This is a genomic window from Stenotrophomonas sp. C3(2023), assembly GCF_032911385.1.
Taxonomy (GTDB): domain Bacteria; phylum Pseudomonadota; class Gammaproteobacteria; order Xanthomonadales; family Xanthomonadaceae; genus Stenotrophomonas.
Genome location: NZ_JAWJLO010000001.1, coordinates 1,520,309 through 1,534,108, shown reverse-complemented (window position 1 = coordinate 1,534,108; position 13,800 = coordinate 1,520,309). Strand labels below are relative to the sequence as shown.

11 protein-coding genes and 1 pseudogene are annotated in these 13,800 nt (G+C 68.2%); 8 read left to right on the top strand and 4 right to left on the bottom strand.

What is annotated here, in order from left to right:
- Nucleotides 1-525: 525 nt before the first annotated feature.
- Entirely contained in the window at nucleotides 526-1,329 is an 804-nt protein-coding gene (locus RZA67_RS06665) for an FHA domain-containing protein (protein WP_317211911.1), read from the bottom strand.
- A 120-nt stretch (nucleotides 1,330-1,449) separates the two neighbouring features.
- On the opposite strand from RZA67_RS06665, the gene RZA67_RS06660 reads away from it, so the two are divergent.
- The 3 genes from RZA67_RS06660 (at nucleotide 1,450) to RZA67_RS06650 (ending at nucleotide 3,567) form a co-directional block, all read left to right on the top strand.
- The gene (locus RZA67_RS06660) at nucleotides 1,450-1,725 is read left to right on the top strand and encodes a polyhydroxyalkanoic acid system family protein (protein WP_317211910.1); all 276 of its coding nucleotides are present in this window, start codon (nucleotides 1,450-1,452) and stop codon (nucleotides 1,723-1,725) included.
- 89 nt (nucleotides 1,726-1,814) lie between these two features.
- Nucleotides 1,815-2,303 (top strand): phasin family protein, encoded by a 489-nt coding sequence (locus RZA67_RS06655; protein ID WP_317211909.1) that lies wholly within the window; start codon nucleotides 1,815-1,817, stop codon nucleotides 2,301-2,303.
- 268 nt (nucleotides 2,304-2,571) lie between these two features.
- Nucleotides 2,572-3,567 (top strand): restriction endonuclease, encoded by a 996-nt coding sequence (locus tag RZA67_RS06650; protein WP_317211908.1) that lies wholly within the window; start codon nucleotides 2,572-2,574, stop codon nucleotides 3,565-3,567.
- Between the two features lie 111 nt (nucleotides 3,568-3,678).
- Here the strand turns inward: RZA67_RS06650 and hutC are convergent.
- Both hutC and RZA67_RS06640 read right to left on the bottom strand, forming a co-directional pair.
- Nucleotides 3,679-4,459, bottom strand: a pseudogene (gene hutC, locus RZA67_RS06645) (histidine utilization repressor).
- The gene (locus tag RZA67_RS06640; RefSeq protein WP_317211907.1) at nucleotides 4,443-5,816 is read right to left on the bottom strand and encodes a formimidoylglutamate deiminase; all 1,374 of its coding nucleotides are present in this window, start codon (nucleotides 5,814-5,816) and stop codon (nucleotides 4,443-4,445) included. The pseudogene hutC and the gene RZA67_RS06640 overlap by 17 nt, the downstream one beginning before the upstream one ends.
- A gap of 65 nt (nucleotides 5,817-5,881) precedes the next feature.
- On the opposite strand from RZA67_RS06640, the gene hutI reads away from it, so the two are divergent.
- The 5 genes from hutI (at nucleotide 5,882) to RZA67_RS06615 (ending at nucleotide 13,432) form a co-directional block, all read left to right on the top strand.
- Complete coding sequence (gene hutI, locus RZA67_RS06635; protein WP_317211906.1) at nucleotides 5,882-7,087, top strand: imidazolonepropionase; 1,206 nt, start codon at nucleotides 5,882-5,884, stop codon at nucleotides 7,085-7,087.
- An 11-nt stretch (nucleotides 7,088-7,098) separates the two neighbouring features.
- On the top strand, nucleotides 7,099-8,640 hold the full coding sequence (gene hutH / locus RZA67_RS06630; protein ID WP_317211905.1) for a histidine ammonia-lyase: 1,542 nt from the start codon (nucleotides 7,099-7,101) through the stop codon (nucleotides 8,638-8,640).
- Nucleotides 8,637-9,491 (top strand): N-formylglutamate deformylase, encoded by an 855-nt coding sequence (gene hutG, locus RZA67_RS06625; protein WP_317211904.1) that lies wholly within the window; start codon nucleotides 8,637-8,639, stop codon nucleotides 9,489-9,491. Before hutH ends, hutG begins: the two co-directional genes overlap by 4 nt.
- Complete coding sequence (hutU, locus tag RZA67_RS06620; RefSeq protein WP_317211903.1) at nucleotides 9,488-11,152, top strand: urocanate hydratase; 1,665 nt, start codon at nucleotides 9,488-9,490, stop codon at nucleotides 11,150-11,152. Before hutG ends, hutU begins: the two co-directional genes overlap by 4 nt.
- Before the next feature lie 180 nt (nucleotides 11,153-11,332).
- Nucleotides 11,333-13,432, top strand: a complete 2,100-nt coding sequence (locus RZA67_RS06615; protein ID WP_317211902.1) for a TonB-dependent receptor — start codon at nucleotides 11,333-11,335, stop codon at nucleotides 13,430-13,432.
- Between the two features lie 83 nt (nucleotides 13,433-13,515).
- Here RZA67_RS06615 and RZA67_RS06610 read toward each other — a convergent pair whose 3' ends face one another.
- Nucleotides 13,516-13,800 carry a hypothetical protein gene (locus RZA67_RS06610; RefSeq protein WP_317211901.1) on the bottom strand — a complete coding sequence of 95 codons (285 nt, stop codon included), beginning with the start codon at nucleotides 13,798-13,800 and terminating at the stop codon, nucleotides 13,516-13,518.

The window sequence follows — 13,800 nt, the reverse complement described above, 5'->3', positions numbered from 1 at the left end:
CCATCGGCCCGCACGAAGGCGAGGCTCCGTGACCCGCCAAATCGAAGCGTGACGACCAACGGTCGTCACCTACCAAAGCGACGGCCGGACCAAAGCGGCGGCCGGGCGGTGTCGGAGGCGGGCCGGGGTGGGCTTGCGGGGGTGTCGAGCGCCATGGGCCGGACGCATGCGTCCGGCGGGTTGGGCAGGAGCCTAACCCCGGTCTTGCCGTATGCGCAGGACAGCGCATACGAGCAAGGCGCGAAACAAGGCACGCAGGGTGAGGGCGCTTTGCTTGCGAAGCACCGCTTCGCAAGCGCCCGAACGCCCAGCCGCCCAGCGGCTGGGCCGGACCCCGGAGGGGCAGTTTTTGCCGTCCCCCGCAAGTCCACCCTGGCCCGCCATCCCAACGACAACGACACGCCGTTGCTGTTGCTGTTGCTGTTGCTGTTGCCGTCGCTGTTGCCGTTGCTGTTGCCGTCGCTCTGGCTCCGGCTCCAGGCCCGCCGCAGGCGCGGGTGCCGGGCAGCGCCCGGCCCTACCTCATCACCGGGCGCCGAACCACAACAGCAGACTCAGCACCCCTGCCAAGAACAGCGCGCTGGCCAACAACCACGGCCAACGACGCACCCGTCGCCGCACGATGGGCTCAGCCGCCTCGGCAATCGCCTCGACCTCGGCTCCCGCGTCGAGCAGGCGCTGACGATGCCGCGGATCGTTGGGCGCCTCCAGCACATACCGATGCTGGCCCTCGAACACCACTTGGTCACCAGCATGCAGCCAACAGTGGCGGACCGCCACGCCATTGACCCGGCTGCCGTCACTGCTGCCCAGATCACGCAGCAGTACGCGCGCGCCATGCCGCTCGATGCGCGCATGCTGTACAGCGAAGGTCGGCTCGTCGATGTCGATATCCGCATCCGCTCCGCGACCCACAATGCGCGGACGCTGCAGCGTGAAGCTGCGACCATGATGATGCCCGCCCACACCGCGCAGCAGGCTGCCGTCATCGACGGCTGCCGATTCCACCGGCGCAGGTGCGTGTGCCACACCCTCGGCCTGGCCCAGCACCAGCAGCTGCACGCCCTCCACATGGATCGCATCGCCGGCGCGCAACAGCGCCATGCGTCGTACCGGCCGCGCGTTTACATGAATGCCACGTACACCGGCAGCCACCTGCAACCACAGACCGCGATCGTCGAGACTGAGCTGGGCCAACAGCAGGCTGCCGTGGCTGCTGTCGACCACCGCAATGCTGCCGTTTGCCAGGCGCACGATGCGCTGCACGCCGACCTTGAGCGGCCAGTCGGGTTGGGAAGGGGGGCTGAAATGAAGCTGCAGGGTATACACCGGCGCAGACTAGCAGGTTGTCTGCCGGTGCAGAAGCAGCACCCGCATTCGCTTGGCCTTTGCAGCGCGCATGCGCACAATGCAGACCCTCACGCCAACTACCGCCAGACAGGAACCCCCATGTCCAACATCGATGTCCGCCACGCCCATGCCCTGCCCCACGACCAGGCGCGACAGGCCATCGAGCAGGTTGCCGACAAACTGTCCGAGCGTTTTGGCCTGCAGTCGACTTGGCGCGGCGACGTTCTGGACTTCAACGGCAGCGGCGTCGATGGCGCGATTGCGCTGGAGCAGGGGGCGGTGCGGGTGACGGCCAAGCTCGGCTTTCTGCTCTCGGCCATGAAAGGCATGGTGGAAAGCGAGATCCAGCGCGTACTGAAGGAAAAGCTGGGCTGAATCCCACTGCTGCCACGCGCGCTCCATCACATGCTGCAATCGCCGGGGCCGGTAGGCTTGCCCGCATGATTCCCCACAAGGAGCCGGCAATGAACCAGTACGACGAGCACGATCCCCGCGATGGCGATGACAAGGCCTCCTTCCAGGACCAGGCCGAGCGGTTCTCCCGTCGTTTCAGCGATTCGGCCCAGCAGATCTGGCTGGCTGGCCTGGGTGCCTTCGGGCGCGCGCAGGCCGAGGGCAGCCGCTTCTTCGATGGCCTGGTGAAGGAAGGCGAGGCCTGGGATGCGCGTCGTCGTGAGCGCGGTGGCGAGCAGGGCCCGAACTGGCGCGACAACGTCGAAGAGCAGCTCGGCGAAGCGCGTCAGAAGGCATCGGGCACCTGGGACAAGGTCGAGAAGGCCTTTGATGACAAGGTGCAGGGTGTGCTCAAGCGCCTGCACGTCCCCAGCGCCACCGACGTCGACGCCCTCAATGCGCGTATCGATGCGCTCAATGTGCGCCTGAACCGTCTGGAGAGTCATGCGGCCAGCCCGGCCAGTGGGGAGCCCACCCCGGGCAGCCATCAGTCGCAGTAAGGCGGCGGCGCTGCGCCGGTGCCGAACCGGCGCAGAGGCGTTATCCGGCAAGTGCAGCGTATTGCAACGCAGCAAACGCCCGGGCACAATCGAACACAACCCGCCCTGCTCCGCCGTTTGTTCCCTCCCCTCACGGTTCTGGCAGCGGCGGGTTTTTCGTGCGTGGTTTTCCGCACCGGGTCACAAAACAGCGCGTGAAACGCGCAACCCGCGACTGCGCCCGCATTTACACTGTCATCAACATCCGGTCGTTCCCCTTCCCGTCTGCATGCTCTCCTGGATTCTGGCCCTGTCGCTGGCGTTGATCGCCTTTTCCCTGGCTGCCGCCTATCTCTGGCTGGTCAAGCGTCGCCGCAAGGAAATGTCGCTGGGCCTGCAGGCGCTGGCAGGTCTGCGCTGGCGTGAGTTTTCCGAACTGGTGACCCGCGCCCTGCGCGAGCAGCGCGGGCTGCAGGAAACCGATGCCGAACCGGGAGCGCCCTTGGGGCCGCAGACGGACTTCATGCTCGCCGACGCACAGGGCAGCTGGCTGGTGTCGTGCAAGCATGGGTTGGCCTACCGCATCGGTACGGCGGCCATCAACGAACTCGGTGCTGCGGCCCGGCTCAGTGGCGCGCGCGGCGGGATCCTGATCACCGAAGGGCGGGTGGAAGGTGATGGCCAGTCCAACGCGGTCAAGCAGGGCGTGGAGATCATCGATGGCCCCCCGCTTTGGCAGCTGCTGCAACCGTATCTGCCCGGTGACATCGAGTCGCAGGTGCGGCGCACGGCACGCCATGAGGCGACCCGCCGCACGCTGATCGCCGCGCTGGCCGCCAGTACGCTGGGCCTGCTGGCGGGCGTGGGTTATCAGACGATGGTGAGCGGCAGGGCCTCGAGCGCAGCGGTGGCGACGCCGGTGACCGCTCGCGCCGCGGCAGCGGTTCAGGCGCCGGTGGTGGCTGCGCCGCTTGAGGCAACGCCTGTGCCACGGGCGAACGAGGCGCCCTCGGCGCGCGAAGACTTCAACCCTGATCCGCAGACGCTGGAGCGCTACCAGCATGAATTATCGCGGGCGCTCACGCGGCTTCCCGGCGTGGCCAGTGGTATCTGGCAGACGCGGCAGACGCTGGCGATCAACCGCACTGGCGATATCGAACGCATCTGGCCGCTGATCTGTGCCGAAGTGCTGCGCTACCCTGCACTGCGCACGGTGCGCATCCAGCTCAATGCGCGTCCGGGTGTGGATGAGCCGGTGCGCTGGCGGCAGTGCGCCACGCTCTGAACCGTCTGGTGCAACGGCGTGACGACCAACGGTCGTCACCTACCAAGGCCCGGGCAATGGCGTGACGACCAACGGTCGTCACCTACCAGGGCCGGCGGGTGCGGTGCCGGCTCAGCGGCCCGGTGCGAAGCGGGCGACCAGGTCCCAGGCGTCGCCGAGAAATATCTGCCTGACCCGGGTGATGGCCTGTTCGCCGCGCCAGGTGTGCCGCTCGATCACCAGACAGGCGGTTCCCGGGGCCACTTCCAGCAACGCGGCGCTGGCTGCATCGGCCCCCCAGGCGCTGATGCGGTGCTGCGCGCGCGTCCATGACACGTTCTGCAGCAGCCAGCTGCCCGGTGCGGTCGCGGCGAAGTCCACCTCCAGCACCTGAGGCACACCGGCCGGGCTGATCAGCCGATGTTCCAGTGCCAGTGGACGCGCGTCGGCCAGGTGCAGGCAGCGCATCGCCAGCACTTCGCCGCTGCCGGCCAGCTCCTGCTCGCCCGCATCGTCGGCCCTGGCCGCACGCAGCTCGCGCTGCAGCAGTCGGTAGGCATAAGCATGCCCGGTGGCTGCCACCTGCAGGGCGATGTCCGGAATCTCCAGTGCCACCTGCTCCAGATGCGGCGACTGCCGCGCCACGAAGGATCCGGCACGGCGGCGGCGTTCGATCATCCCGCTTTCGGCCAACGCAGTGAGCACCTTGTTCACCGTCATCCGCGAGCAGCCGTACTGCTCCATCAGCTCGTGCTCATACGGAATGCGGAAGCCCGGCGCCCACTGACCACTGAGGATGCGGTGCTCCAGGTCGCTACGGATGCGCTGGTTGAGCGTGGCGGACTTGCGTGCAGTCACAACGCGGCAGACTCCTTGCAGTGATCGGTAGTGCCCGGTCAGGCCAGCAGGCCATGCAGTGCCTGGGCAAACCGGGCGGTGATGGTGTCGCGCTGGATATGGCGGCCTTCGCTCACCCAGCACTGACCGTGGCGCCAGACCGTGCGCAGTGCGCCATTACGTGCGGCGAATACCCAGCTGTCAAGCAGCGCGTCGCCCTGTCGGCCCAGCATCGCGGGGTGTCCGGCATCAAGCTCGAGCAGGTCGGCGCTCGCGCCGACCTGAAGGCCGGCCGCCACGCCCAGCGCCTGCGCCCCACCATTGAGTGCGCCCTCGAACAGGAAACGGCCGCTGCTGCGCGTGGCATCCGGTGCCAGCACGTTGCGCCCCCGCAGGGTCAGCCGCTGGCCATACTCGAGCAGGCGCAGCTCCTGCGCCGCATCGATCAGCACGTTCGAATCCGAGCCCACCCCGAATCGGCCGCCCTCGCGCGCGAACGCCTGCATGGGAAACAGGCCGTCGCCGAGGTTGGCCTCGGTGATCGGACAAAGCCCGGCCACCGCACCGCTGGCCACCATCCGGGCGCGCTCGGCTTGGTCGATATGGGTGGCATGCACCAGGCACCAGCGCGCATCCACAGCGACGTGTTCGTACAGCCACTGCACCGGGCGCAGGCCGCTCCAGGCCACACAGGACTCGACTTCGCGCACCTGCTCGGCGATATGGATGTGCACCGGACCGTCGTTGAGCGGCAGCAACGCGGCCAGCTCCTGCCCGGTCACCGCGCGCAGGCTGTGCGGCGCGATGCCGAGCACCGCGTCGGGCAGCGGCGCCAGCGCAGCGCGCGCACCCTCCAGCAACCGCGCAAAACCCTCTACGTCATGGATCAATCGCCGCTGCGCCGGGTTCGGCGGCGCACCACCGAAGTCGGCGTGCGCATAGAACACCGGCAGCAGGGTCAGGCCGATGCCGGTCTGCGCGGCGGCCGCCGCCAGCCGCTCACACATCTGCGCGCGCTGTACGTACGGTGCGCCGTCGGCATCGTGGTGCAGATAGTGGAACTCACCGACCCGGGTCGAGCCGGTTTCCAGCATCTCCATGAAAGCCTGGGCGGCGATGGCCTCCATCGCCTCGGGCCGCAGGGTGGCAAGGAACCGGTACATCAGCTCACGCCAGCTCCAGAAGCTGTCGCCTTGTCCGCCGCCGATCTCGGTGAGCCCGGCCATGCCGCGCTGGAACGCGTGACTGTGCAGATTGGGCAGGCCCGGCACCAGCACGTCGGTGGCGATATCCCCGTGTGCAGCCGCGTGGCCGGCGTCGACTGCCGCGATCCGCCCCTGCGCAACCGTGATGCGCACCTTGCGCGCCCACCCTGAGGGAAGCAGGGCGTGGTCGGCATGCAGGGTGAAGGTCGATGCAGGTGCGCTGGTCATCTGGACAACTCGAAAGTGCGGCCTATATTGTATAGACATATAAGCACACGCGTCGGGTTCCTGCCATGCACTGCGACACCCTGTGGTTCAACGTCCGCCTGATGACCCTGCAGGGTGAAGCCCTCGGCGTCATCGAGGACGGCGTACTGGCCGCTGATCAGGGCCGGATCGTGCATGTCGGCCAGGCCGGCAGCGCCGACCACCTGCGGGCCGCACAGCGCATCGACGGTCAGGGCCGGTGGGTCTCGCCGGGCCTGATCGACTGCCATACCCACCTGGTCTACGCCGGCAACCGGGCCAATGAGTTCGAGCAGCGCCTGCAGGGTGTGAGCTACGCCGAGATCGCCCGCGCCGGCGGTGGCATTGTGTCCACCGTGCACGCCACGCGGCAGGCAACGGCCGAGCAGCTGGCCGCACAGAGCCGTCCGCGCCTGCGCGCGATGCGCGCCGAAGGCGTGACCACAGTGGAGATAAAGTCCGGTTACGGGCTGACGCTGGACGATGAGCGCAAACAGCTGCAGGTCGCCCGGTCGCTGGGCAGGGAAATGGCGGTCAACGTGGTGCCGACCTTCCTCGGCGCGCACGCGGTCCCGCCGGGCCGCCAGGCGCAGGAATACATCGACGAGGTCTGCGCCCGGATGATCCCCACCATCGCCGCCGAGGGCCTGGCCGAAGCGGTGGATGTGTTCTGCGAGAACATCGCCTTCTCGCCAGCGCAGGCGCGCCAGGTGTTTGAAGCCGCGTGCGCGCACGGGCTGGCGGTGAAGATCCATGCCGAACAGTTGAGCAACCAGCGGGGTGCGGAACTCGCAGCCAGCTTCGGCGCGCTCTCGGCCGACCACATCGAACATCTGGATGCGGCCGGCATCGCCGCGATGGCGGCTGCAGGCACCACCGCCGTGCTGCTGCCGGGCGCGTTCTACTTCACCCGCGACACCACCCTGCCTCCGGTGCAGGCGCTGCGCACGGCGGGAGTGCCGCTGGCCCTGGCCACCGACTGCAACCCCGGCACCTCACCACTGACCAGTCCGCTGCTGGCGATGAACATGGGCGCCACGCTGTTCCGGCTGACCGTGGCCGAGTGCATCGCTGGCTTCACCCGCAACGCCGCCCGCGCCCTGGGACGCGCCGATCGCATCGGCCAGCTCGCGGTGGGCATGGACTGCGATCTGGCGATCTGGGACATCGACGCCCCGGCAGATCTGGTCTACCGCATTGGTTTCAATCCGCTGCATTCGCGCGTGGTGCGCGGTCAGCTCGACCCCGCTTGATGGAGCAACACATGAGCACTTCCCTGGTTCTTCAGCCCGGTCGCGTGACGCTGGCGCAGTGGCGGCAGCTTTACCGCGGCGCCACGGCGCGGCTCGACCCCGCTGCGCTGCCCGCCGTGCGCGCCAGCGCGACCACGGTGGCGGCGATCGTGGCCAAGGGTGAACCGGTGTATGGCATCAACACCGGCTTTGGCAAGCTGGCCAGTGTGCGCGTGGCCGCCCATGAACTGGCCACGCTGCAGCGGAACATCGTGCTCTCCCACGCTGCCGGGGTTGGCGAACCGATGCCGCTTCCGGTGGTGCGCCTGATGATGGCGCTGAAGCTGGTCAGCCTGGCCCAGGGGGCCTCGGGCATCGCTGAACCGACGTTGGCGCTGCTTGAAGCGATGCTGGTCAACGAGGTGATCCCGCTGGTGCCGGCACAAGGCTCGGTCGGCGCATCCGGCGACCTGGCCCCGCTCTCGCATCTGGCCGGGGTGATGATCGGGGTGGGCGAAGCGTTCCACGCCGGTGAGCGGCTGCCGGCTGCCGACGCGTTGGCGCGCGCCGGCCTGCAGCCGGTGGAGCTGGGCGCGAAGGAAGGTCTGGCCCTGCTCAACGGTACGCAGTACTCCACCGCCTACGCGCTGGCCGGGCTGTTCGAGATCGAGCGCGTCTTCCAGGCCGCATTGGTCACCGGCGCGCTGTCGGTCGAAGCGGCCAAGGGCTCGGACACCCCGTTTGATCCGCGCATCCACGCCATCCGCGGCCAGCCCGGGCAGATCGCCACGGCGGCAGCGCTGCGTGCCCTGATGCAGGACTCGTCGATCCGCGAATCGCACCGCGACAACGACGTACGCGTGCAGGATCCGTACTGCCTGCGCTGCCAGCCACAGGTGATGGGCGCGGCGCTGGACATCATGCGCCAGGCCGCGACCACGCTGGAGATCGAGGCCAACGGAGTGTCGGACAACCCGCTGGTGTTCACCGACACGGGCGAAGCGCTGTCCGGCGGCAATTTCCATGCCGAACCGGTGGCATTCGCCGCCGACATGCTGGCCATGGCGGTATGCGAGATCGGCTCGATCAGTGAACGCCGCACCGCCATGCTGGTGGACCCGGCCCTGTCCGGCCTGCCCGCGTTCCTGACCCCGCAGCCGGGCCTCAACTCGGGCTTCATGATTCCGCAGGTGACTGCCGCCGCCCTGGTATCGGAAAACAAGCAGCGCGCCTACCCGGCCAGTGTCGATTCCATTCCGACCTCGGCCAATCAGGAAGACCATGTCTCGATGGCCGCGCACGGCGCCCGACGCCTGCTGCAGATGGCCGAGAATGCCGCCAATGTGGTCGGCATCGAACTGCTCGCGGCCGCCCAGGGCTGTGATTTCCATGCCCCGCTGCAGTCCAGCGGCATGCTCGAGCGCGTGCGCGGTCGCCTTCGCGCGCAGGTGCCCACGCTGCAGGAAGACCGTTACTTCCACCCGGACATGCAGGCGGCCACCGACCTGGTCCGCAGCGGCGCACTCGCCGAAGGCCTTGGGCAGCTGCTGCCCAACGTCGAGGCGCGTGCATGAGCCTGCCTCCCGACTGGCTGGAAGTCCACGAAGGCGATGCACCGCTGGTGCTGAGCTTCCCGCACACGGGCAGTGCGCTGCCGGCCGAGTTGGCCAAAGACTTTCTGAGCCCATGGCTGGCCCGCCGTGACGCCGACTGGTGGGTGCACGAGCTGTATGCGTTTGCCCAGCAGATGGGCGCCACCACCGTGCGCTCGGCGATCTCGCGCTCGGTCATCGACCTCAACCGCGACCCGAGTGGCGTGTCACTCTACCCGGGCCAGAACACCACCGGGCTGTGCCCGTTGACCACGTTCGACAACCAGCCGCTGTACCGTGCTGGACGCGAGCCGGACGCTGACGAAATCCAGCGCAGGCGGCTGCACTACTTCCAGCCCTACCACGATGCACTGGCTGCGCAGATCGCGCGCCTGCGCCAGCACCATGGCTGCGTGGTGGTCTACGACGCCCATTCGATCCGCTCGCAGATTCCGCACCTGTTCGACGGCCAGCTGCCGCAGTTCAATCTCGGCACGGCCGGCCCCGACGGCACGCCGGACACGTCCTGCGACAACGCGCTGGCCGACGTCGTGGAAAACCTGTGCGCGCTCAGCGGCATGAGCCACGTGCGCAATGGGCGCTTCAAGGGCGGCTGGATCACGCGCCACTACAGCAACACCGCCGACGGCGTGCACAGCCTGCAGATGGAGCTGGCCTGCCGTGGCTACATGCACGAGCCTGCCGCCGACCAGCTTGACGAGCACAGCTGGCCTTCGCCGCTGGACCCTGACCACGCCACACCGCTGCGCCATACCCTGGCCCAGGTGCTGGACGCCTGCCTCGAATTCGCACGGACCCGGAGTGCCGCATGAACCGCAACGACCCTTCCCGCACCATCGCCGCGCCCACCGGCAGCGCGCTTACCGCCCGCAGCTGGCTGACCGAAGCGCCGCTGCGGATGCTGATGAACAATCTGCACCCCGATGTCGCCGAACGTCCCGAGGAACTGGTGGTGTATGGCGGCATCGGGCGCGCGGCGCGTGACTGGGAGAGCTTCGACCGCATCGTGGACACACTCAAGCGGCTCGATGACGACCAGACCCTGCTGGTGCAGTCGGGCAAGCCGGTCGGTGTGTTCCGCACCCATGCCGATGCGCCGCGCGTGCTGATCGCCAACTCCAACCTGGTGCCGCGCTGGGCCAACTGGGATCATTTCAACGAACTGGATCGCAAGGGGCTGGCCATGTACGGCCAGATGACCGCCGGCAGCTGGATCTACATCGGCGCCCAAGGCATCGTGCAGGGCACCTATGAGACCTTCGTGGAAATGGGCCGCCAGCACTTCGGTGGCAGCCTGGCCGGCAAGTGGCTGTTCACCGGCGGGCTGGGCGGCATGGGCGGCGCTCAGCCGCTGGCTGCAGTGATGGCCGGCGCGTCCTGCCTGGCCGTGGAATGCCGCCAGAGCAGCATCGACATGCGTCTGCGCACCGGCTACCTGGATACCTGGACCGACAACCTGGACGAGGCGCTGCGCCTGATCGAGGAAAGCTGCCACACCCGCAAGCCCCTGTCGGTGGGCCTGCTGGGCAACGTGGCCGATGTGCTGACCGAACTGCTGGCGCGCGGGGTCAAGCCGGACCTGCTGACCGACCAGACCTCCGCGCACGATCCGGTCAACGGGTACCTGCCGCAGGGCTGGAGCGTGGCGCAATGGGACGACAAGCGCGTGCGCGCGCCCAAGGAAGTGGAAAAAGCCGCGCGTGCCTCGATGGCCAACCACATCCGCGCGATGCTCGGCTTCCACGCGCTGGGCGTGCCGACCGTGGACTACGGCAACAACCTGCGCCAGATGGCACTGGAGGAAGGCGTGGCCAATGCCTTTGACTTCCCCGGATTCGTCCCTGCCTACATCCGTCCACTGTTCTGCCGCGGCATCGGCCCGTTCCGCTGGGCCGCGCTCAGCGGTGACCCGGAGGACATCGCCAGGACCGATGCCAAGGTCAAGGAGCTCATCCCGGACAACCCGCATCTGCATCGCTGGCTGGACATGGCCGCCGAGAAGATCAAGTTCCAGGGTCTGCCCGCACGCATCTGCTGGGTGGGGCTGGGCGACCGCGACCGCTTGGGGCTGGCCTTCAACGAGATGGTGGCCAACGGCGAACTGAAAGCGCCGGTGGTCATCGGGCGTGACCATCTGGACAGTGGCAGCGTGGCCTCGCCCAACCGCGAGACCGAGGCGATGGCCGACGGCTCCGACGCGGTGTCCGACTGGCCGCTGCTCAACGCGCTGCTCAACACGGCCAGCGGCGCGACCTGGGTCTCGCTGCATCATGGCGGCGGCGTCGGCATGGGCTTCTCGCAGCACGCGGGCATGGTCATTGTCTGCGACGGCAGCGAAGCGGCGGCCAAGCGCATTGCCCGGGTACTGTGGAACGACCCGGCCACCGGAGTGATGCGCCATGCCGACGCGGGCTACGCCATCGCCCGCGAGTGCGCGAAAGAGAAAGGCCTGGACCTGCCAGGCATTCTGTAACGCATCGGCGTAGGGCGGGGCTCTGCCCCGCTGCGTTTGAATTTGCCCCGACGTAGAGCGGGGCTCTGCCCCGCTGCACGTGAAGCTGCCGGGCATATCCCGGCAGGACCGGATTGCAGGCGCGCGCCCTCCCTGTTAACTTTCGCGCCTACTTTTTGGTTTACAGCGATGTTACAGCCGATGTCCCGCCCTGCCCGTCTCACGCTCGCCCTCTCCAGCGTCTTGATTTCCATCGCCGCCCAAGCGGCCCAGAGCGATCCGGCTACCACCCTCGACGCGGTCCACGTGGTCGCCCCCGACTCCACCGATCAGGCACGCAAAGCGCTGGCCCGTGTCCCCGGTGCGGGCAATGTGATCGATCTGCAGCAGGTGGCACGTGGCCGTGTCGGCGGCAGTGCCGACGTGCTCGCCTACCAGGCCGGCATCAATGCACAGTCGCCGGGCAACGAAGGCGCCAAGGTGTCCATCCGCGGCTCGGGCATCAACCGTGGTCCCGGCGCGCATGCGTCAGGCATTGCGGTTTCGCTCGACGGACTGCCACTGACCGGCCCGGGCGGCACACCTTACGAGCTGCTTGAGCCGCTGTGGCTGAGCCGGGTCGAGGTGCTGCGCGGAGCCAACGGAATGGAGCGCGGCGCGCTGGCGCTGGGCGGGGCCATCAACTACGTCAGCCGCACAGGCCAACAGTCGCCCGGGCTGGAGCTGCACTACGAGGCTGGCAGCTACGGCTATCAGAAGGCAGGTGTCGGCTACGGCGGCACCGACGGCGCACTCGACTATTATCTTGCCTATACGCAGAACCTGTTTGACGGGTACCAGCAGCACGGCGCCGGCGACGGCAAAGGCGCGATGGCCAATCTGGGGTGGCAGCTCTCCCCTGCGCTGCAGACGCGGCTGTTGCTGCGCTACCGTGAGACCAACCACCAGACGCCGGGGCGGCTGACCCGCGCACAGATCCGCAGCAGCCCGCGCCAGGCCAACCCGGCCAACCTTGCCATCGATGCCCGGCGACCGCAGCCCGGCAGCCTGTGGCTCGGCAGCCTGACCACCTGGCAGATCGATGCGGACGCCTCGCTGCAGGCCGGGGTGGCCTATCACCGCTATCCGATGGACCTGCAGGAAAGCCTGTACCGCCAGCAGCTGGACTACGCCAACCTCAACGCCACACTGGACTACAGCCGCCGGCACCGGTTGTTCGGCCTGCCGGCGGTGAGCACCGCAGGGCTGCGCATCACCCACGACCTGCAGGCCGATGCGCGCGAGACGCTGCGCTTTGCCAGCAACGGTTACGCAGCCGGCACGCTCACCCGCCGCTTTTCCCATCACGGCAGCGACAGTGTGCTGCACGTGGGCAACACGCTTTCGTTGAGCGATGCGCTGCAGCTCCAGACCGGTCTGGCCCTGATCCAGACCCGACGCGATGTGCAGGTCACTTGGCCAGGCGGCCAGCCGCGCCTGCGTCGACTGGACTGGGACTACGCGCCGCGGGTCGGCTTCACCTGGCAGCAGCGGCCGGACCTGCAGTGGTTCGGCAACCTCAGCCGTTCGGTCGAAGCTGCACATCCGTGGTCGATGATCTGGGGCTCGAACCAGTACTTCGCCGCCGGCACTGGCGCTTCGGGCGGACGCCAGCGTGCACCTGTCGAACTGGACAACCAGACCGCAGGCACGCTTGAACTGGGCGCGCGCGGCGATGCTGCATGGGGACGCTGGGAACTGACCGGCTATTACGCACACGTGCGCCATGAACTGCTGAGCGTGGAGCTGGTGCCAGCGCCGAACCTGTTCATCGCCGAGAACAACGCCAGCCCCACGGTGCACCGTGGGATCGAGGCGGCACTGGACAGCACGCTGTGGCAAGGTGGCCGCAGCCGCGTCTCGCTACGTCAGGCTTACACCTTTAGTGATTTCCGCTACCGTCACGATGCGCGATTTGGCAGCAGCGTACTGCCCGGGCTTCCGCGTCACTACTATCAGGGCGAGGTGCGCTACGACCACGGTTCGGGGCTGTATGCCGCGCTCAACAGCGGGTACGGCTCGTCGATGTTTGTCGACTACGCCAACAGCTACCGCGCCGAGGGGCATCTGATCTTTGGTGGCCGGTTCGGCTTTGACGCTCCCGGCGGCCGCTGGCAGGGCTGGCTGGAACTGCGCAACCTCGGCGATCGTCGCTACGCTGCCACCGTGACCCCCGGCTATGACGATGCGGGGCGCGATGTGGCGCGCTCAACGCCGGGCGAAGGGTTTGGCCTCTACGCCGGGCTGCGCGTGCATCTGTAGAGCGGGGCTCTGCCCCGCGGCAACGCCCCGCGTGACGACCAACGGTCGTCACCTGCCGGATCGAACGTGAAGAGCGACGGTCGTCACCTGCCGCGCGGCGCGGACAGACCGACGATCAACCACCCCAGACTGGCACTGCCCAACCCGCCCCAGAGCAGGCCGGTCACCACCGGCTCGGCGGCGGCCCAGGCCAGACCGGCGCCGGTGACCATGCCAGCCAGACTGAGCCAGGCCACCACGCGCTTGCGCGCCAACTGCTCGGCCGCGGCCGCGCGTTGCTGCTGCAGCCGCTGCTGGCGTGCGCGCTGCTGCGCGGTCGGCTCCGCCAGCACGGCGTCGGCCATCGCGTCGGCGTGTTTTCTGTCCAT

What these genes read in the sequence shown, in the direction of transcription:
- RZA67_RS06655 (WP_317211909.1), top strand. Translation starts at nt 1,815, where the DNA reads ATGAACCAGTACGACGAGCACGATCCCCGCGATGGCGATGACAAGGCC.
- RZA67_RS06660 (WP_317211910.1), top strand. Translation starts at nt 1,450, where the DNA reads ATGTCCAACATCGATGTCCGCCACGCCCATGCCCTGCCCCACGACCAG.
- hutG (WP_317211904.1), top strand. Translation starts at nt 8,637, where the DNA reads ATGAGCCTGCCTCCCGACTGGCTGGAAGTCCACGAAGGCGATGCACCG.
- RZA67_RS06650 (WP_317211908.1), top strand. Translation starts at nt 2,572, where the DNA reads ATGCTCTCCTGGATTCTGGCCCTGTCGCTGGCGTTGATCGCCTTTTCC.
- RZA67_RS06640 (WP_317211907.1), bottom strand. Translation starts at nt 5,816, where the DNA reads ATGACCAGCGCACCTGCATCGACCTTCACCCTGCATGCCGACCACGCC.
- hutI (WP_317211906.1), top strand. Translation starts at nt 5,882, where the DNA reads ATGCACTGCGACACCCTGTGGTTCAACGTCCGCCTGATGACCCTGCAG.
- hutU (WP_317211903.1), top strand. Translation starts at nt 9,488, where the DNA reads ATGAACCGCAACGACCCTTCCCGCACCATCGCCGCGCCCACCGGCAGC.
- RZA67_RS06615 (WP_317211902.1), top strand. Translation starts at nt 11,333, where the DNA reads ATGTCCCGCCCTGCCCGTCTCACGCTCGCCCTCTCCAGCGTCTTGATT.
- hutH (WP_317211905.1), top strand. Translation starts at nt 7,099, where the DNA reads ATGAGCACTTCCCTGGTTCTTCAGCCCGGTCGCGTGACGCTGGCGCAG.
- RZA67_RS06610 (WP_317211901.1), bottom strand. Translation starts at nt 13,800, where the DNA reads ATGGACAGAAAACACGCCGACGCGATGGCCGACGCCGTGCTGGCGGAG.